Origin of the sequence: Candidatus Berkiella cookevillensis (assembly GCF_001431315.2) — a bacterium.
In the GTDB taxonomy this organism is placed as follows: domain Bacteria; phylum Pseudomonadota; class Gammaproteobacteria; order Berkiellales; family Berkiellaceae; genus Berkiella_A; species Berkiella_A cookevillensis.
In genome coordinates this window covers 44,860-63,405 of record NZ_LKHV02000001.1, presented here as the reverse complement: position 1 = coordinate 63,405, position 18,546 = coordinate 44,860, and the positions used below count along the sequence as shown (strand labels likewise).

At 40.3% G+C, this 18,546-nt stretch carries 18 protein-coding genes and 1 pseudogene; 10 read left to right on the top strand and 9 right to left on the bottom strand.

All coding sequences use genetic code 11. From position 1 onward, the window contains the following. Positions 1 to 53: 53 nt before the first annotated feature. The 3 genes and pseudogenes from dnaG to rpsU all read right to left on the bottom strand — a co-directional run. Positions 54 to 1,943, bottom strand: a complete 1,890-nt coding sequence (dnaG, locus tag CC99x_RS00285) for a DNA primase (protein ID WP_057624457.1) — start codon at positions 1,941 to 1,943, stop codon at positions 54 to 56. Positions 1,944 to 1,959: 16 nt separating this feature from the next. After that, positions 1,960 to 2,418 (bottom strand): GatB/YqeY domain-containing protein, encoded by a 459-nt coding sequence (locus CC99x_RS00280; RefSeq protein ID WP_057624456.1) that lies wholly within the window; start codon positions 2,416 to 2,418, stop codon positions 1,960 to 1,962. Positions 2,419 to 2,557: 139 nt separating this feature from the next. Continuing rightward, a pseudogene (gene rpsU / locus CC99x_RS00275) lies at positions 2,558 to 2,746 on the bottom strand (30S ribosomal protein S21); the annotation flags it as partial. 291 nt (positions 2,747 to 3,037) lie between these two features. Here rpsU and tsaD point away from each other — a divergent pair. After that, entirely contained in the window at positions 3,038 to 4,060 is a 1,023-nt protein-coding gene (gene tsaD, locus CC99x_RS00270) for a tRNA (adenosine(37)-N6)-threonylcarbamoyltransferase complex transferase subunit TsaD (RefSeq protein ID WP_057624455.1), read from the top strand. 73 nt (positions 4,061 to 4,133) lie between these two features. Here tsaD and plsY read toward each other — a convergent pair whose 3' ends face one another. Next, complete coding sequence (gene plsY, locus CC99x_RS00265; protein WP_077065399.1) at positions 4,134 to 4,748, bottom strand: glycerol-3-phosphate 1-O-acyltransferase PlsY; 615 nt, start codon at positions 4,746 to 4,748, stop codon at positions 4,134 to 4,136. Between the two features lie 246 nt (positions 4,749 to 4,994). Between plsY and CC99x_RS00260 the strand changes: the two genes are divergently transcribed. Together CC99x_RS00260 and CC99x_RS00255 are read left to right on the top strand one after the other, a co-directional pair. Further along, positions 4,995 to 5,348 (top strand): dihydroneopterin aldolase, encoded by a 354-nt coding sequence (locus tag CC99x_RS00260; protein WP_057624454.1) that lies wholly within the window; start codon positions 4,995 to 4,997, stop codon positions 5,346 to 5,348. Between the two features lie 14 nt (positions 5,349 to 5,362). Continuing rightward, positions 5,363 to 6,535 carry a class I SAM-dependent methyltransferase gene (locus tag CC99x_RS00255; RefSeq protein WP_057624453.1) on the top strand — a complete coding sequence of 391 codons (1,173 nt, stop codon included), beginning with the start codon at positions 5,363 to 5,365 and terminating at the stop codon, positions 6,533 to 6,535. 44 nt (positions 6,536 to 6,579) lie between these two features. On the opposite strand, the gene CC99x_RS00250 is transcribed toward CC99x_RS00255, so the two are convergent. Genes CC99x_RS00250 through CC99x_RS00235 form a run of 4 tightly spaced genes read right to left on the bottom strand, consistent with a single transcriptional unit; the run spans position 6,580 to position 11,084 of the window. Continuing rightward, on the bottom strand, positions 6,580 to 7,836 hold the full coding sequence (locus CC99x_RS00250) for a multifunctional CCA addition/repair protein (protein ID WP_057624452.1): 1,257 nt from the start codon (positions 7,834 to 7,836) through the stop codon (positions 6,580 to 6,582). Between the two features lies 1 nt (position 7,837). Beyond that, positions 7,838 to 8,380, bottom strand: a complete 543-nt coding sequence (gene rsmD / locus CC99x_RS00245; RefSeq protein ID WP_235528079.1) for a 16S rRNA (guanine(966)-N(2))-methyltransferase RsmD — start codon at positions 8,378 to 8,380, stop codon at positions 7,838 to 7,840. A gap of 14 nt (positions 8,381 to 8,394) precedes the next feature. Next, positions 8,395 to 9,801: a M16 family metallopeptidase gene (locus tag CC99x_RS00240; protein WP_057624450.1), complete on the bottom strand. Its 1,407-nt coding sequence runs from the start codon at positions 9,799 to 9,801 to the stop codon at positions 8,395 to 8,397. 11 nt (positions 9,802 to 9,812) lie between these two features. Further along, on the bottom strand, positions 9,813 to 11,084 hold the full coding sequence (locus CC99x_RS00235) for a M16 family metallopeptidase (protein ID WP_158003207.1): 1,272 nt from the start codon (positions 11,082 to 11,084) through the stop codon (positions 9,813 to 9,815). A gap of 148 nt (positions 11,085 to 11,232) precedes the next feature. Between CC99x_RS00235 and ftsY the strand changes: the two genes are divergently transcribed. The 7 genes from ftsY (at position 11,233) to CC99x_RS00200 (ending at position 17,526) form a co-directional block, all read left to right on the top strand. After that, the gene (gene ftsY, locus CC99x_RS00230; RefSeq protein ID WP_057624448.1) at positions 11,233 to 12,555 is read left to right on the top strand and encodes a signal recognition particle-docking protein FtsY; all 1,323 of its coding nucleotides are present in this window, start codon (positions 11,233 to 11,235) and stop codon (positions 12,553 to 12,555) included. Positions 12,556 to 12,689: 134 nt separating this feature from the next. After that, positions 12,690 to 13,391, top strand: coding sequence for a cell division ATP-binding protein FtsE (locus CC99x_RS00225; RefSeq protein ID WP_141651896.1), 702 nt, complete (start codon positions 12,690 to 12,692; stop codon positions 13,389 to 13,391). Further along, positions 13,384 to 14,394, top strand: coding sequence for a permease-like cell division protein FtsX (gene ftsX / locus CC99x_RS00220; protein ID WP_057624447.1), 1,011 nt, complete (start codon positions 13,384 to 13,386; stop codon positions 14,392 to 14,394). The genes CC99x_RS00225 and ftsX overlap by 8 nt, the downstream gene beginning before the upstream one ends. 27 nt (positions 14,395 to 14,421) lie before the next feature. After that, positions 14,422 to 15,630, top strand: a complete 1,209-nt coding sequence (locus CC99x_RS00215; protein WP_057624446.1) for an amino acid permease — start codon at positions 14,422 to 14,424, stop codon at positions 15,628 to 15,630. Then, positions 15,614 to 16,228, top strand: coding sequence for a class I SAM-dependent methyltransferase (locus CC99x_RS00210; protein ID WP_057624445.1), 615 nt, complete (start codon positions 15,614 to 15,616; stop codon positions 16,226 to 16,228). Before CC99x_RS00215 ends, CC99x_RS00210 begins: the two co-directional genes overlap by 17 nt. 84 nt (positions 16,229 to 16,312) lie before the next feature. Continuing rightward, on the top strand, positions 16,313 to 16,759 hold the full coding sequence (locus tag CC99x_RS00205) for a VOC family protein (RefSeq protein ID WP_057624444.1): 447 nt from the start codon (positions 16,313 to 16,315) through the stop codon (positions 16,757 to 16,759). Between the two features lie 14 nt (positions 16,760 to 16,773). Beyond that, positions 16,774 to 17,526, top strand: coding sequence for an SIMPL domain-containing protein (locus CC99x_RS00200; protein WP_057624443.1), 753 nt, complete (start codon positions 16,774 to 16,776; stop codon positions 17,524 to 17,526). Between the two features lie 214 nt (positions 17,527 to 17,740). On the opposite strand, the gene modA is transcribed toward CC99x_RS00200, so the two are convergent. Further along, positions 17,741 to 18,517: a molybdate ABC transporter substrate-binding protein gene (gene modA, locus CC99x_RS00195; RefSeq protein WP_057624442.1), complete on the bottom strand. Its 777-nt coding sequence runs from the start codon at positions 18,515 to 18,517 to the stop codon at positions 17,741 to 17,743. Positions 18,518 to 18,546 lie beyond the last annotated feature (29 nt).

The window sequence follows — 18,546 nt, the reverse complement described above, 5'->3', positions numbered from 1 at the left end:
AATCTAGTACTGTTAGAATGCTAAATTAAGAAATATGTCCTTGTATTGCTTTTTTAGATTTCATTCTCGCCAGAAGATTCCCGAAAAGTTAAGAATTTTTTCAGTATGGCTTTTTCCTCACTGTTCAATTCTTGAGATTCTGATTTTTTCAAAAGATTCTCAATGATTTGAGTGCGACCTATCACTAATATTCTATCCAGTGCTCCTAAAAGCTCCTCTTTCCTACCCTCAGGCGGAATAAACTTAACTTTATTAGAACACTGCTGCAACAAATTACGTGTAAAGCCCCTTTCCAACAACGAGACCATCAAAGCATCTGGTGCCGTCACAGGTGTCGTCAATAATAAATCACACAGGGCTTTCAACAAACTCAAACCAGGTATATTAATTTCTTCCCATACAGATTGTTTGCCAACAATCTCAATCAAAGCAGGCTCCGTCAGAAGCAAACCGCTGGCAATATAAGAAGGACTCAACAAAGGGGGTGGTGCAGACACCGGCTCTGCCTGCTTATTATAATAATTCTGTTTTGTGTAATTATTTTGATTTTTTTTATTATAAGGTGAATAGCTACCACCTCGATGCGCATCATAAGATTGCTGATAGGATTTAAAGGGCTGCTGCGTCTTAGAGAGAAAATTATATTTCTGCGTCACAATGTGCTGTGAGGTTGAAGTAAGCTGCGCCAATGCTTCTGTCATCATGCGCTGATAAGTGCTTTTGGGCAATTGATCAATATATTGCCGACCCACTCGAATCAGTTGTGCTCTATTTTCAACATTGTTCGGCGGATATTTGTCACACAAGGTTGAGAAAAAATATTCAGATAACGATAAGCTTTTTTTCAATTGCGTGATGAATTCTTCTTTACCATGAATACGAATATAGGAATCAGGATCATCACCTTCTGGCAAAAATAAGAATTTTACGTGCTTTTGCTCATTATAGTGTGGCAACAATACTTCCAAGGCTTTCCATGCGGCATTACGTCCTGCTTTGTCACCATCAAAACAAAATACTACCTCATCTGAAAGTTGAAAAAATCTTTTAATGTGCTGTTCGGACAATGCGGTACCCATGGTTGCAAAAGCGCCCATTACCCCTTGTTGATACAAACCGATTACATCCAAATAGCCTTCTACACAGATCGCGGTTTTCCACTGATTGTGTTGCAAATGTGCTTCATATTGTCCATATAAATGATTACCTTTTTTAAAGACAATACTCTCAGGCGAATTCATGTATTTTGGTGTATCTTTTTCATCGATAACACGTCCACCAAAACCAATTACTTCTCCCTTGCGGTTACGAATAGGAAACATAATGCGATGACGAAACCTATCAAAATAATGGCCTTTTTCATGACGTATGATAAGTCCCAATTTTTCTAAGCGTGCTATATTTTCCGTCTCTTCACCAAAATGGCGCACCAAATTATCCCAATGCGCAGGTGCATACCCCACTCGAAACATTTTAGCGGTCAGACCTTCCAAACCACGTTTTTTGAGATATTGAATAGGCGTTTGATTGTCAGAATGATGTTTTAAAGCATGTTGATAAAAGCTTGCAACCTTTTCTAAGAGTACAAGGTAAGGCTTCAATACATCACGATTTTCTTGATGACTGTGTTGTGTTTGCGGAACCGGCACCCCCAGATGGGCAGCTAAGCGCTCTACCGCTTCCATAAAATTTAGATTATAAAAAGTGCGCAAAAAGCTAATCGCATCACCGCTCACCCCACAACCAAAGCAATGATAAAACTGCTTGTTGGGCGTAACGGTAAAGGAAGGAGACTTTTCATTATGAAAAGGACAGCATGCCACATAATTTGTACCCGCTTTCTTTAGGGGTACACTTTGATGAACAAGCTGCACAATATCCGTTTTTTCAAGAAGAGATCGAATGAAATCGTCTGTTAATAATCCACCTTTTTGATGGTTCATAACTTAATTACAGAACTCATTCCTTTGCCAAAAGCATCTTCACATGGCTGCTTACTTGGGCAATGTCAGCCCTGCCTTGTAATTTAGGCTTTAAGATCGCCATCACTTTACCCATATCTTTGGCTTCAGATGCGCCCGTTTCAAAAATAGCTTGCTGGATTTCTGCTTCTACTTCTTTGGCAGAAAGTGCAACGGGTTTAAAAGCTTGGATTACCTGAATCTCATAAGCTTCTTTCTCAGCCAAATCTGTACGATTTGCTTGAATAAATTGCTCTTGGGCTTCTTTACGCTGTTTTTCCATTCTATCTAAAATGGCAAGCTCTTGTGTTTTGTCTAGCTCTATACGCTTATCCACTTCCACTTGCTTAAACTCGGCTAATATCATTCTCATTACAGAAAGCTTGTCTTTATCTTTAGCACGCATAGCGTCTTTGACAGCTTCTTGAAGTTGATTTTTAATCGATTGTTCTGACATGTTATTAGCCCCAAAACAGCATAAAAAAACGTGTAATCGAAAAGCAAGTCACTGATTTTTAATGACCTTTCTCTTCACTGGTAAACGGCATGCGACGAGCGCCACCACGACCACCAGCAAAATCTTTTCCACCCTTGCCATCGCGATTGAGTTTTTTGCGATAACGTTTCACTGCTGCAGCTAAGGCACGCTTACGCTTCATAGAAGGTGTTTCGTGGAATTCACGACGACGCATTTCAGACAAAATACCTGACTTCTCTACAACACGTTTGAATCGACGCACTGCTGAATCGAAGCCTTCGTTATCCCGAACTTTAATTCCAGGCATTGAACATTCACCCCTTATATGCTAGTTAACTTCAGGTTATATAAGTTTATATAACTTTTTTTCTTTTTCAAGGAAAATACTAAGCTGGCTGTTGAACTTTACAGCGAATTACAAAATAATACCTCGATATAAACTGACTAAGCTACTCAAATTTGACATTTGGGTTCTTGCTGAAACGGAGACATCCTACTGAAGGACTGCCAACCGAAGCACAAGACTCACCATTTTTTAATTGCAAAGAGTAATCTAGGCAAGTAATTTTACACTGATTTCAGATAAAGGTTAAGCTAAATGCGTATTTTGGGGATAGAAAGCTCTTGTGATGACACCGGAATCGCTATTTATGATAGTGAAAGAGGCATATTAGCAGACGCCCTATACAGCCAGCTATCACACCAAAAATATGGTGGCGTGGTTCCAGAGCTTGCTTCTCGCGACCATATCCAAAAAGTAATACCGCTCATCAGTGCTGTATTAGAGGCTGCGCAGCTAAAATCAGAAGATATTGATGGTATTGCCTATACCAAAGGCCCAGGACTTGCAGGTGCACTGATGGTGGGTGCCACTATTGCACAAGGCTTAGGCTTTGCTTGGAAAATTCCAACCATCGGTGTCCATCATTTAGAAGGACATTTACTCGCGCCTATGCTGGCAGAGCCAGCGCCCTCATTTCCCTTTCTTGCACTCCTCATTTCTGGTGGCCACACGCAAATTATCAGTGTTCGCACTTTAGGCGACTATGAAATCTTGGGTGAAAGTCTGGATGATGCGGTTGGTGAAGCTTTTGATAAAACTGCCAAACTCTTAGGGCTTCCTTATCCAGGGGGGCCACACCTAGAAAAATTAGCTCAAAATGGCAATGCGAAAAAATTTCAATTTCCTCGTCCGTTACTACATCGAGAGGATTTAAATTTCAGTTTCAGCGGTCTTAAAACCCATGTAGCCAATGTCATTCATAAAACTGAGCTCTCCGACGAGAACAAAGCCGATATTGCAGCACAATTTGAAGAAACCATTGCCGATATTTTATGCAAAAAAATGCACCGAGCACTGTTACAAACAGGCATTAGCCGTTTAGTCGTTGCAGGCGGTGTATCTGCTAATCTGACTTTAAGAAAAGCACTCTCTGCTTTGGCTGAAAAAGAAGAATGCCATATTTATTTCCCCCCGCTGAAATATTGCACGGATAATGGTGCAATGATTGCCTATGCAGGCGCACAACGTCTCATGCGTGATGAGAAAAGTGATTTTTCTATACAGGTACGCCCACGCTGGCCATTGAGTGAATTAAAGGCACCTGAGAAATCAGCTTAATTTTACAAAAATAATACCTAGCCCTTTACTCAAGGCATAGATGCTTTGAGCAACGCAAGGGACATTTTTTCTGCTAGGTTTTTTTCTTGCTACCAATTTTACTTTCTGTACCTTGCCACAAACGTACTACATTTGCGCGATGACGATAAATGACAATAATTGCAAGCATACACAAAGGAATGGCAGCATAACTGGAAATAAATGCGTATGCAAAAAGAGGGCATACGCTTAAAGAGACCAAAGAAGCCAAAGAAGAAAAGCGAAAAATAAAGGCCATAAATAACCAAAGGCCTGCTGTACACGCACCAACCAACCAAGAAAAAGCAAAAAGACTACCCAATGCCGTTGCAACCCCTTTGCCCCCTTCAAAACCATAGTAAAGTGGAAAACAATGCCCTAAAAAAGCCACAAACAATACCCAAGCCGTATAAGTGGGTTCCTGGAAGAGCTGCGCAGCGACAAGTACCGGAATAAAACCTTTGAGCACATCACCCAGCAAGGTTAGAAAAGCGGGGAGTTTACTGCCAATACGCAATACATTGGTTGCGCCTGGATTTTTAGAGCCTGTGGTTCTGGGATCTGGCAAAGAAAATAATCGACAGACAACAATGGCAGATGAAAGCGATGCTAATAAATAGGTAGCAATAAACAACAAACCTAAAGGCAAGAAGGAGATTAAATTTGACATTTGCGACAGGCTTAGTATCTTTGGCTCTTATGAATGGCGCTCATCATAACAGGATTATAGTCTTCACACATGAATTTTTGGGGGTGTTGTCTTCGCCATCTCGCAATCCTCATGTACTTTTATGTACATTCCGGTTGCTCGAGGCTTGACGCCTACCCAAAAGCTCATGCGCTGTGACTATACTGCTCTGATTTAAGACAAGATCATGGTTAGGTTTGAAGCGCAAATCCACAACAGAGGCTCCACATGGATATTATAGAAATCAAAACCATTAAGTTAAATACCTTAATAGGTGTGTATGACTGGGAAAAAACAGTCCCTCAAACCCTAATCGTGGATATCGCCTATGCTTTACCACCACTGTCTGAAGGCAGCGATCAATTAGCAGAAACCATCGATTATGATGCAATCATTCTGCATATTCAGCAATTTGCCGCGACCCATCATTTTCAACTCATAGAAACCTTAGCAAACCGCTTAGTACAATCACTGTTTGAACAATTTGCAACGCCTTGGATCAAACTCTCTATTAACAAGCCCTATGCTAATTTACAAGCAAAGGCGATTGTTTTTACCATTGAACGGCAGCGTAAGCTATAAGTAAACGATTATCCATGATGCATACACAAAACATCTCTACCCCACTGGCCACGCTTATCAAAGCGTATATTCTTGACAAAGGCCCCATTCCTTTTTCTGAATTCATGCATTTAGCGCTGTATCATCCAGAATTAGGGTATTATTGTAATTCTGCGATAAATATTGGTGCACAAGGCGATTTTAGCACTGCACCACATATGTCTTCTTTATTTTCAGAGTGCATTGCAAGACAGATCATAGAGATACAAAGCCAATTAGAAAAAAAGCCCCATTATCTTTTAGAACTGGGCGCAGGTCGTGGCAAAATGGCTACTGACATCTTATCTACTTTGGCAACGCACCAAGCCTTACCAGAGAAATATTTTATTTTAGAAATCAGCCCAGCACTGATTACCAAACAAAAAGAGTATCTTTCAAGACAAATACCCGATTTAGCACACCATATAGAATGGGTACAACAACTCTCCGATTTACCTAAAGCTTTTCAGGGCACGATTATCAGTAATGAATTTTTAGATGCCTTACCCATAGAAATTTTTCAACACTCCCATAACACGCAAGCATTACAAGGTTTTGTCGATGTAAAAGATCGGCAACAAGACGGCGATTTTGTATTATTTTTTGAAAAAAGCACCGATCCAACATTCATCCATTGTGTAGAAAGAGAGATGTCGCAACTCGAAGAAGCTCTACCAAGCAATTATATCAGTGAAATTAATACCAATATTGATACATGGATAAGTGAATTGTCCACTGTCCTTGAAAAAGGCGTTATGCTGTTTATTGATTATGGTTTTGATAGGCACACTTTTTATCATCCTGATCGCTCAGAAGGCACCCTAATGTGCCACTACAAACATCAAACACATGCCAATTACTTTAGCCAAGTAGGAGAACAAGATATCACAGCACACGTGAATTTCAGCCAATTACATAATGCCGCACAGGCATTGGGATTAAATACCCTAGGCTATACCAATCAGGCTAGTTTTTTATTAGCCTTAAATATTTTAGAAAACATAAGTATTTCTCAAGATGAGAAACAACGCGCAGTTCAATCCCATGCGCTACAAATGCTATTGCAACCCCATGAAATGGGTGAACTCTTTAAAGTGATTGCTCTTGGAAAGAAATTTGAGGGCGCACTACAAGGTTTTTCAATTCGAGATTATCAACACAGACTGTGAAAAATACTGACTTCCCACAGGCAGTATTTTTCACACACGCAATTTTACTCTTTTTCAGTCGTTTTTCTATCTTTCAATCGGCGCTGTCTCACTGTTTCGATCACATTCACGCGCGCATTAAAAAGCGCTTCTTTTATTTGCTCTGCTTTGATTTCTTTGTCTTTTAGAATTTCGCGTGCATTTATAAAATCAGCTGCATAAAAAGCTTCTTCTAATAAAGCGCGAGGCTCATATTTCACATGTTCAAAACCTAAACGACCACGAGAATCTGCTTCACAAGCAATGAGAAATTGCCTAAATCGTTCTGGCCTTCTAAAGGCATCGGCCCTTTCAAGAAAAATGAGGATCTCTTGTGCTGACATGCTCAAAGCATCATGACAGTCACCGTGATAGCGCATCATCAAAACAGCCAATTCTTTGAATTTACTTGGGACTTTAAGTCTATCACACAAGCCTTCTAATACTTTTTGGCCTGTTTCTTCATGACCTGGATGCTTAGGCAATTTATCTTCAGGGGTCAATGCCTTACCCAAATCATGCATGAGTGCAGCAAAGCGCACCTCGGCTACTCCAGAAAGGCGCGCAGCTTGCCAAAGTACCATTTCATTATGCAAGCCGGTATCAATCTCTGGATGCACATCTGCAGATTGTGGCACACCATAGAGCTTATCTAATTCTGGGTAAATCACTCTCAGCGCATGCGTTTTTCTTAAAACTTTTATAAATGCAACAGGCCCTTTTTCTTGTAATGCGCGCTCTGTTTCTTTCCAAACACGTTCTGGCACAAGATGCTCAAGCTCACCGGCTTGAACCATCTCTTTAATGAGTGCTTCCGTTTCTGGTGCTAATTGAAAACCTAAATGCTCTAACTTGGCAGCAAAACGTGCTACGCGTAGTACACGCACGGGATCTTCTTTAAAAGCCGGTGAAACATGCCTTAAAATTCTATCACCAATATCCTGCAATCCCCCATAAGGATCAATGAGATCGCCCGCTTCATTTTTTGCAATGGCATTAATGGTGAGATCTCTGCGTCCCAAATCTTCTTCCAAGCTTACCGTAGGCGCAAAATTAAATTTAAAACCATGATAACCAGGCCCCACTTTAGCTTCAGTACGAGCTAATGCAAATTCCTCTTTTGTATCAGGATGTAAAAAGACAGGAAAGGATTTTCCAACCTGTCTAAAATTCATTTTCTGCATATCTTTAACAGTAGCACCCACCACAACCCAATCACGCTCTTTGATCTGCAAACCGAGTAATTCGTCCCGAATAGCACCGCCAACTAAAAAGACTTCCACCTTACCTCCCGCACCGAATTAAATGGTAATGAACCTGACCGCTCTTTTGATGCTTATATAAATGCCATGATTTAGGCAAATGCTCAGGCACTAATGCCTCACCTTGCTCTATATATACTATAGCATTCTCATTCATGATCTTATTTTCAGCAATTTTGTTTAAGATAGGATAAATATCGAAAGCAAAAGGAGGATCAACAAAAGCAATATCATAGCGCTTGGCAGCGGACTGTCTATCCAACCAATGTAGCGCATCACTTGATATCACTTCCATTTCTTCTGCTGTCACGGTCAAACGCTGCAATAAAATCTTTAAATGCTGCGTCAACACCTTATCTTGCTCAATAAAGCTCACAAAAGCAGCACCACGAGACAATGCTTCAAGCCCTAAAATGCCCGTACCTGCAAATAAATCTAAACAATGAGCAGAAACAATGTCATGCATCAACCAATTGAACAATGTTTCCCGCACTCTATCTGCAGTAGGGCGCAATTGATTGCTTTCTAAAACATCTACTTTGCGCCCTTTCCATTTGCCTGCAATAATTCTGAGCTTACCTATGTTGACTCTCCTACCATTACCGTAACCATCTTCTTCAAATCAATACGTCGTGCAAAAGCATCTTTAATAGAGGCTGTTGTTACTTTGTCTACGTTATTTTGATATTGGTTAAAATAGTCTAAGGGTAAATCATAGAACCCTAAGATAGATAATTGTGATGCAATATTACTATTACTATCAAATAATAAAGGATAGCCGCCCAATAGATTTTGCTTAGCTTCGGCCAATTCATCTTCCGTTGGCCCATGCGCTATGTAATCTTTTAAGAGACTCTCTAATAAGCCTTTAGCACGTGCTGCTTCTTCTGCGCGTGTTTGACACACCATCATAAAAGGCCCAGCTTCTGCCATCGGTTGGAAATAGCTATACGCAGAATATGCCAAACCATGCTTGCCACGCACAGTATCAAAGACACGATTGTTTTGAGAGTTACCACCTAAAATATGATTACCCACAACTAAAGAATAATAATCAGGATCTTGGCGCTTTAAGACCGGCATACCATACATAATATGGGTTTGCGTAGAAGAAAATTTTATTTTCTTCTCTATCTGTTTGATTGGCATCTTCACAGATGCCAAGGTAGGTGCTTTTTGTCCTGCAGGCAATCCTTCCAATACTTGCTCAGAAATGGCATTGGCATTTTCTAAAGATACATCACCTACAATAATAACGGCCGCATTATTTTGTACATAAAAATTTTGATGAAAAAGATTTAAATCTTTGGGCTTAATTTTCTGAATGCTTTTCTCATCTCCTAATTCCCAATAAGCATAAGTATTTTCAGGATAAAGTGCTTCAAAAAAAGCTTTCTCACCAATAGACTGCGGTGTCTGCGCTTGGAGTTTTAACATAGAAATAGCATTTTGCTTCTCTCTGCTTAAAGAAGCTTCATCATATTGTGGTTTACTGATAACGTCAGCATACAGTGCAATCGCCTTATCTAAGTACTTTGCTTCAGATAAACTTCTTATGTTCACAAAAGCCATATCACGATAAGCACCCGCAGAATATTGAGCACCCAACATTTCAAATTCTGCCGCTATTTTATCTGCATTGTGAGCAGCTGTTCCATGATTCAATAAGAAATTGCTAAAATATGCCAGTGGAATAGCATTTTGGTTACGTGCACTACCCGCATCAAAAATGACGCGCACGTCTACAATAGGCAATTCTGGTGCTCTAACAAAATATACATTTGTACCCCATTTATTTTGCCAATGATGAATGTTAATAACACCCTCTAAGGATTGATAGCTTTTGAAAGCTTGAGGGGAAAGCAGTTTCATGTTACTTCCTTCTTTTGCCTGGTCAGAAAAATATTTAAACCCAATCACGATCGCAACAATGGCTGTTAATACAGCCCCAACGATAAAATTTTTCTTTGTGAATGATCTAAGCATTTGCGCTTCCGTTATGATAGTGTTTCAGGGATAAGCCACGCTATGGTTTGTCTTTTATCAGTAAAAAACTCTTTCGCAACAGTCTGAACGTCCTCTGCTGTGATCGATTGAATCTTTGACTCAAAGGTATCCATCATATCAATATTCAAGTCTAAAGTTTTTAATTTACCAAGCAGCATTGCCTGCTGGCTTGTTGAATCTTTTTCATAAATATACCCAGACACAAGGTTCATTTTAGCGCGTTTTAATTCATCATCAGAAACCAGCGTTTCAGCCAATTTCTCAATCTCTGTCTCAATACTTTTTAGCAAAAGTGCATTGTCTGTGCCTTCACTGGGCGTTGCATTGATCACAAATTGTGTATTGTAACGTTGATAGGGATCATAATGCGCCCCCACTTCAGCAGCCACTGCTTGAGAACGCACTAATTCTTTTTCAAAACGCGCACTCAAACCACCATCTAGCACGGATTGTAACACCATCAATGCATATATTCTTTGCTCTAGTGCTTTGCTTGAAAAACTGGGCACATCATAACCCAACATGAGAAATGGCAAATTCGCTTTTGCATGTACCTCAATGGTGCGTTTACCTAATGGTGCGACTTGCGGTTTTGCTTTTGGCTTTATGGCTGAAGAGGCAGGAATATGTGCAAAATATTTTTGTGCCAATGCATAGACTTCTTCTGCATTTACATCCCCCACAACCACCAAGGTTGCAAAATTAGGAGCATACCATTTTTCGTACCATTCTTTTAAATCCTGCAATGATAATTGCGTGATATCTTCCATCCAGCCAATAACAGGATTATGATAGGCGCCCCCAACATTCGCAGCGGCCATAAAACGTTCCCATGTTAGGCTTTGTGGATCATCCTCGACACGCAAGCGCCGCTCTTCTTTAATCACTTCTAATTCGCGAAGCACCTCATCCGGCTTAAACTGCAAATGTTTCATGCGATCTGCTTCTAACTGCAAGCAGGTCTCTAAATGTTGCTTGCCAATTTCTTCGTAGTACACTGTTTGATCTTCTGAGGTGAAGGCATTTTCATAGCCACCTAAGCTGCCAATTTTCTTTGAGAATTGATCGTTTGGAACCGCTTGAGTACCCAAAAACATCATGTGCTCAAGCGCATGAGAGATACCAGTGATACCACCGTGCTCATCTGCAGAGCCAACGCGATACCACATTTGTGCAACAACCGAGGGTGAGCGGTGATCTTCTCGTACCACTAATACAAGGCCGTTATCTAACTTGAATTCTTGTGTAACACTTTTTTGCATACAATATCCTACTGCAATGGGCGCCATAAATAAGACAGTTAACAAAATATTTCTCATGGTGACTGATCTCTTGCTTGGTGCTATCTACTCTGGATGATAGGATACAATACCTTACAATAAATAGACTTAAAAAGAATGTAGTTACGCTATGTTAAAATTTTTCCGTAAAATGGTGAAAGCACCTGAAACACCTGCACCAGAAGCGCAGGCCAGCATCCCCAATGATTCAAATGATTCAGTAGAAAGCCTCGAAACAATTTCAACAGACACGCATGTTGAAGAACATATAGCCACTCAAACAGGCCTCGCGGTAGAAAAAACTGAAGAAACAGAGGATACAACGACTATCCCAGAAGTTCCAAGCTCCGATAAGGCAGCGGACACAAACGAACACATCGCAACGGAAGCATTTGCTCAGCCACCCATAACCACTGAAGAATCACTCGTTGAAGTACCAACGGCAGCGCCTATCGAAAGACAAGCTGAAATGCCTGTCGAAGCACCCGTCGAAACACCAACAAAAATTTCATTGTTTCAAAAGCTTAAACAATCACTCACCAAAACAAGAACAACCCTAACCGAAGGCTTAGCTAATTTATTCTTAGGCAAAAAAACCATTGATGCTGAGCTTTTGGAAGATTTGGAAACATTATTATTGGTTGCAGATGTTGGGGTAGATGCAACTCAAAAGATTATTGATTCTCTCACCCAACAAATCTCACGCAAAACGCTCAAAGATCCCCAAGCAGTTTATCAGGCACTCCAACAAGCTTTACTAGACATTCTAAAGCCTTGTGAAAAGCCCCTCAATTTACAACCCTCACAAAAACCATTTGTGTTACTCATGGTTGGTGTAAATGGTGCAGGAAAAACGACGACAATCGGAAAACTTGCACAAAAATTCAAACAAAACAAGCAATCTGTTATGCTCGCAGCTGGCGATACTTTTAGAGCCGCCGCTATTGAACAATTACAAGTCTGGGGCGAACGTAACCAAGTGCCTGTCATTGCACAACATACCGGCGCTGACAGCGCATCTGTGATTTACGACGCTGTTCAATCTGCCACTGCAAAAAATGTTGATGTTCTGATCGCTGACACAGCTGGCCGACTACATACCCGTGAAAATCTAATGGAAGAGTTAAAAAAGATTTTGCGTGTAACACAAAAAATTATACCCAACGCCCCTCATGAGGTCATGTTGGTTTTAGATGCCTCAACCGGTCAAAATGCCTTACAACAAGCTCGGGTTTTTCACAGTTTGCTTAATCTAACTGGCATTGTCATCACGAAACTGGATGGCACAGCAAAAGGGGGCATTATTTTTGCGATTGCCAATGAATTAAAGCTGCCTATCCGATTTATTGGCGTGGGTGAAAGCATTGATGACTTAAGGCCCTTTGAAGCGCAGGCATTTGTGGATGCATTGTTTGAAAATACAAGTAATATCACAACCAGCACAAAGATATAATTCTAACTAAAACATGGGTCGCTGTCTCAGAAATAGTCATTGTCACCTGGCTTAGTTTGGCAGTATAGTTGGGAGTAGCGCAGGCAGGGAGCGCAAAATGGCAAGAATAGAAGCTCAATAACAGGTAAATCAATGTGATCACTTTACTAAATGTAACAAAAAAATACCCCAGCGGTCATGTTGCAATGGATGATATGTCATTGCAAATCATGTCTGGAGAAATGGTCTTTTTGCAAGGTCATTCTGGTGCTGGCAAAAGTACACTCTTGAAAATGCTTGCGCTTCTAGAACGTCCTACCAAAGGGCAAATCATTGTGGGCGGTAAAAATTTAAATCAAATTAACCAGCACCATATCCCTTACTATCGCAGACAAATTGGATTCATTAGTCAAAATCCCAAATTATTGAACCACTATAGCGTCTTTGAAAATGTTGCCATGCCTTTGGTGATTGCAGGCTTTGAAAGACAAGAATTGATCAAACGTGTAAGAGCGGCATTAAATCGTGTCGGCCTCCTACACAAGGAATTACAGAAGCCTTTACAATTATCAGAAGGCGAGCAACAGCGTGTTGGGATAGCGCGCGCGATTGTGCATAAACCCAAAATCGTTTTGGCAGATGAACCAACGGGTAACCTTGATCCAGAACTTTCCTTAGAAATTTTCAAATTGTTTGCACAATTTAACCAAGTAGGCGTGACGCTGCTGATTGCATCACACGATGCAGGACTTATCAAACACTTGCCATTTCGCTCTATTCATATTGCGCAAGGAAAACTATTACCCAGCCCAACCAATATCCAACCGGCTACCAAATGGGAGGCTCAACATGGCTGAGCGCTTCAAACAGTTTCGCAGAAAAGAACAAGCAAGTAATAATGCACATAAAAGAGGCGCCTATTCTAGCATTTGGAGTCCTAGAAAAGTATCAACGCAAATTCTCGGCTCGCATCTTATTGCTTTTAAATTAGGCTTTAGAAATCTAGCACAAACACCTTTTGCAACCTTTATGACGGTACTGGCAATCGGTATTGCGCTGAGCTTGCCTCTGGGATTACATGCCTTGCTTAAGAATGTTCAATCCGTTGCCTCTCACTTTGAATATCAAGGCTCACTGACGCTTTATCTCAGTCACAACACACCGCAGCCAGAAATCTTAAGCCTCCAAGCTAAGATAAAAGAGAAATATCCAGAAATAGTATCTATAGCCTATATTCCTGCAGACAAGGCTTTGGATGAATTTAAGCAACAAGTTGATATCGACAGTATCTTAGCGTTACTCCCTGAAAACCCCTTAACAGGCATGGTCATCGTGCAGCTCGATCCGAGTCTGACACAGTACCAACAAGCCATGAATATCAAAAATACTTTATCTGCTTTTCCCTTTGTAAAATCCGTTGATTTAGATTATGAATGGGTGGAAAAGCTTCATGCTATTATTCGCTTGGGTCAGGTTTTATCAAACTGCTTGGGTATACTGATAGGCTTAGGCGTAGTATTTATCATTGGAAATACCATGCGCCTTGCCTTAGAAAAACATAAAGAAGAACTCGAGGTACTCAATCTGATTGGCGCAACACGTGCATTCATACGTCGCCCCTTCTTATATCGTGGATTATTTTACGGCATATTAGGTGCAATCATCGGCACCCTAATCATCAGTGCTGCAACACTTGTTATTAAAGAACCAGCGCAAACATTGACCCACCTTTACGATGGGGTGATCTCTATTCAAGCACTGAAATTGAGTGAAATTTTATCTCTCTGCTTTTATAGCTGCTTGCTTGGATGGTTTGGTGCTTGGTTAGCTTTTTATCAACAACAAAAAACATTAGCCTAAAGTAGTATTAAAATAGGATAAGTTGTCATGTCTCTTAAGAATTCTGTTGGTGCGGTGTTACTCATTATTGGAACATCCGTAGGCGCTGCTGTATTAGCTTTACCCATTGCTACCGCACAATTAGGTTTCATTGGCGCAACACTTACTTATTTTATCTGCTGGTTCTTTATGACCATTGGCGCCTTATGTGTCCTAGAAGCCAATTTAAGCGCTGGCTTTGGCACCAACATGGTCAGCATGAGTGAGCTTTATCTGGGCAAGATGGGCAAGTGGATTACATGGGGCACTTATTTAATACTCTTTTATGCCTTATCTGCCTCCTATCTCACAGGTGCAAGCAGCTGGGTCATGCATTTCTTTGAATATTTTCAAAACCCCATCAGCAGCAATACTGCGGCCATTATTGCAACAATTTCTATTATGGCAATTATTTTCTGTGGCACCTACATCACCGACCTTATCAACAGAATTCTCATGTTGGGTTTATTTGCCGCCTTCATTTTACTGTCGCTGGTTACCATGCAACATGTTGAATCAGAACTGCTCTTTGCCATCAAACCTAAATTTGATTTACAGCCTTTGCCTTTGATTATTACTGCTTTTGGCTATGCCATCATTGTGCCAACCCTGACACATTATCTACAAGGCAATCATCAACAATTGTATCGTGTTATCATTGTTGGCAGTATTATCCCACTTTTTATGTATCTCTTATGGGAATTACTCATTTTAGGAACCCTACCTTTCTCAGGTGATATTTCTCTTACTACGGTAGGAATGAGTGGTAACCCTGTCACAGAGCTACCAAAACAACTCCATCAAAAATTCAATCATCCTTTCATCACACAGGGAATGAGCTATTTTTCTGTGTTTGCTTTATTTACTTCTATTTTGGGCGTGTGTTTATCTTTGTTTGATTTCTTAGCAGATGGCCTGAAAATTAAAAGAAATATTGGTGGAAAAATAGGATTATCGGCGATTACCTTCTTGCCGCCACTGCTCTTTGTCTATTTTTTCCCACAAGGTTTTACGTTCGCGCTGAGTTTCGCCGGTATCTTCGTATCCTTGTTACTGGGTATTTTGCCAGCACTGATGGTGTGGCGCCTTAGCAATCACCAAAGCGAAAAGAAAATCATTGGCTGGGTTGCTAACAAAGCCTTGCTCAGCATTACCATTTTATTTTTCTTAATTGTCATTACTATTGAATGCCATAACGTATATGAACTCATCTACTAAATTTGAATGGGAGAAAATATTTTCTTCACTCTATTTGGATGAGAAGCCCACACTCAACCAACGATTGACGCGCGCCAATATTCCACAAGAACTGCTGATCAAAGCAATTGGTAAGGGGCGCTATAAAACCGTGCTTGATACAACCGCAGGTTTAGGACGTGATGCTCTGATTATGGCAAGCGTCAGTGAAAAAATCGTTTTACTGGAAAGACATCCAAAAATCTTTCAAGGTTTAGAACAAACATTGACGCAAGCCCGTAATGTTGAATCCTTACAAACATTATTGCAAAGAATAGAACTCATCCATATTTGTGCCATTGAGTTTCTAACAACCTATTCAGGACCTGACTTTGAGATTATTTATTGTGATCCAATGTTCCCTAAAAAAACGAAGTCTGCATTGCCCAAGAAAGAAAGCCAATATTTACAGTCCATCATTGGCGCCGATGAAGATGCCGAAACACTCATTGAAATAGCGCTCTCCAAAGCAAAGAACCGCGTTGTTGTAAAAAGACCTTTACAAAGTCCGGTACTCATCAAAAAGCCAACCATGCAGTATAAGGCTCGCGCACATCGCTTTGATGTATATGTTTGTTAGTTTCTCTGTTAAATATAGCATCTATAATATCCCGTCTGATCTGATATACTTTGGTGTACAGACGTAAAATATGGAGCCTTACAAATGGATGAACGTCCCTACAAGCCAATTGACTCACCTGGCATGATCCCTCATCTTACAGTCAAAAATGCTGATAAAGCCATTCATTACTATAGAGAAATGTTTATGTTCGAATTAGTTAAACAGCCTATACGTTTCAATGGTGAGATCATGCATGCAGAGCTGAAATTATATGATGCTCGAATAACGCTAGCACCAGAAGGCGCTTGGGGCATGACAAAACAAACACCAGCCTCTCAAAATATTCAGTCTCCCATTGGGTTTTATGTTTATGTGAAAGATGTTGAGGCTTTCTATAAACATGCGCAAACACAAGGTGCTGAGATACTCTTTGAACCGACAGATATGTTTTGGGGTGATAGAGTCTGTAGCTTCAAAGACAAAGACGGCTATGACTGGAGTTTTGCAACCAATGTTGCTGACTTTGATCCTAAGAACATGCCTAAGTAAACGAGTACATTATTATGCAAAAAATATTGATCATGATTCTATCATGCTATTGCTCTTTGGCGTTGGCTGGCAAAATTCAAGTAATAGGTACTGGAAAAACAAGCAGCGAGCCAGATTCTGTTGAATTAACACTTAGCATACAAGCCCAATGTTATCCTACTGTGTCTGAAGCCAGTAATGCGGCCGATCAGAAGGCAGCTGAACTCTATCAAAAGCTCAATGTTTTATTTCCGCAAAAAGATAACAATAACCACATTACAACACAAGGTGGCTACACTCAGCTTTTTTACGGAATAACGCCTCGAAACGGCACGGAAACGGCATGCCAAAACACTTTTCAAAAAACAACGCAAATTTCAATTAGCACTACCAAAGTGGATGGATTTTCAGAGCTTTTTAATAAAGTGCAAGATATTGCTTATCAGGAAGCCTCTATGCCAATACAAGCTGTGCAAACACAAATTACTTTTGTGACACTTAATCAACCATTGCCAAAATTATCTTTTTCGAAAACACGGCAACTTGAAATTTCTGCGCTTGAAAATGCATTACAAAATGCAAAAGAAAAGGCAAGTCAATTAACCAAAAATGAAGGTGCCACAAGTCTTAAACTCATTGAGATGTATGAAGCAATGCAAGGCCAAGCCATGCCGATGATGCGCTCTGAACGTATGATGTCGTTTGCCAATGCTACCAGTGCATCCGCACCTGTCAGCTTTGAAAATTCTGTCATCGAAAAGCAAATTATGGCTACTTTTGAATACTGATTATAGTGTTCCTGATGAGCGTAGCGAATCACTTCTTTCTTTGTTATCAAAGAAAGAGGCGCCGTTAGGTGCACAGAAGGATTTTCAAATATTCTAAAAAAATCCTTCTGCTCGCTTTAGCGAGCCTCTTCCCTTGAAACCAAGGGAAGAAAATTATTCACTTCGTTCATTCATTTACAAAACCTAATGTTACCGTCTATTCGTTAATTTTTCATTAAATAGAGGAATACTCAGTCCAACACTCATATCCTGCTGCACGTAACACAGAACAAGAATCTTTGGACTGCATGAAGTTAAGAAAGGCTTCTGTTGCGCTTTTCTTAACAAGCGGCTTTAAAACCAATACTTCATGTAATACTGGATGATAAGAATTAGGATCAGGCTCCCAGAAATTCTTATTTTTCCGGTCTTGCTCTGAAAGCTGAGACAATGCGACAAAACCCAAGGGTGCTTGCTGTTCTTCTATTAAACGAAAAGTCTGTCTTAAGTTTAAACCAAAAACGATACGCCCTTGCATGCGATGCCATATATTGTAGCCTTGCAGAATTTCTTTTGCTGCCAAACCATAAGGGGTAGTACTTGGATTTGCAATTGCAATAGCCGTATTATCATCCATGAGTTTTTGCTTAAGCTGATCTTTACTGAATGATTTATCAGCACTCCATAAAACCAATCGTCCTACCGCTAGAATAAAACGGTTATCACTCTGTGCTCGCTCCGCATTAATAAGTGCTTGAGAATAAGTTTCATCTGAGGAAACTAATAGATCATATTGCACGCCATGCATCACATGAGCATACAAATGCCCTGTAGATGCAGAAATAATCTTACATTTAAACTTCGTTGCTTCTTCAAATTTCTCACAGATTGATTCCAGTGGGGCTTTAATGCTTGCAGAAAGCGCAATTTGCACGGTTTGATGAGCAGTATTTGCATTAACAGAAGAGAAGAAGAAAAATAAAAGCCAAATGAGTATTTTAGGGCAGTTCATCTCAAGACATCCTTGTCTGATACTTCTTA

Coding starts and splice junctions, on each gene's coding strand:
- dnaG (WP_057624457.1), bottom strand. CDS start 1,943: ATGAACCATCAAAAAGGTGGATTATTAACAGACGATTTCATTCGATCT.
- CC99x_RS00280 (WP_057624456.1), bottom strand. CDS start 2,418: ATGTCAGAACAATCGATTAAAAATCAACTTCAAGAAGCTGTCAAAGAC.
- tsaD (WP_057624455.1), top strand. CDS start 3,038: ATGCGTATTTTGGGGATAGAAAGCTCTTGTGATGACACCGGAATCGCT.
- plsY (WP_077065399.1), bottom strand. CDS start 4,748: ATGTCAAATTTAATCTCCTTCTTGCCTTTAGGTTTGTTGTTTATTGCT.
- CC99x_RS00260 (WP_057624454.1), top strand. CDS start 4,995: ATGGATATTATAGAAATCAAAACCATTAAGTTAAATACCTTAATAGGT.
- CC99x_RS00255 (WP_057624453.1), top strand. CDS start 5,363: ATGATGCATACACAAAACATCTCTACCCCACTGGCCACGCTTATCAAA.
- CC99x_RS00240 (WP_057624450.1), bottom strand. CDS start 9,801: ATGCTTAGATCATTCACAAAGAAAAATTTTATCGTTGGGGCTGTATTA.
- CC99x_RS00235 (WP_158003207.1), bottom strand. CDS start 11,084: ATGCAAAAAAGTGTTACACAAGAATTCAAGTTAGATAACGGCCTTGTA.
- ftsY (WP_057624448.1), top strand. CDS start 11,233: ATGTTAAAATTTTTCCGTAAAATGGTGAAAGCACCTGAAACACCTGCA.
- ftsX (WP_057624447.1), top strand. CDS start 13,384: ATGGCTGAGCGCTTCAAACAGTTTCGCAGAAAAGAACAAGCAAGTAAT.
- CC99x_RS00215 (WP_057624446.1), top strand. CDS start 14,422: ATGTCTCTTAAGAATTCTGTTGGTGCGGTGTTACTCATTATTGGAACA.
- CC99x_RS00210 (WP_057624445.1), top strand. CDS start 15,614: ATGAACTCATCTACTAAATTTGAATGGGAGAAAATATTTTCTTCACTC.
- CC99x_RS00205 (WP_057624444.1), top strand. CDS start 16,313: ATGGATGAACGTCCCTACAAGCCAATTGACTCACCTGGCATGATCCCT.
- CC99x_RS00200 (WP_057624443.1), top strand. CDS start 16,774: ATGCAAAAAATATTGATCATGATTCTATCATGCTATTGCTCTTTGGCG.
- modA (WP_057624442.1), bottom strand. CDS start 18,517: ATGAACTGCCCTAAAATACTCATTTGGCTTTTATTTTTCTTCTTCTCT.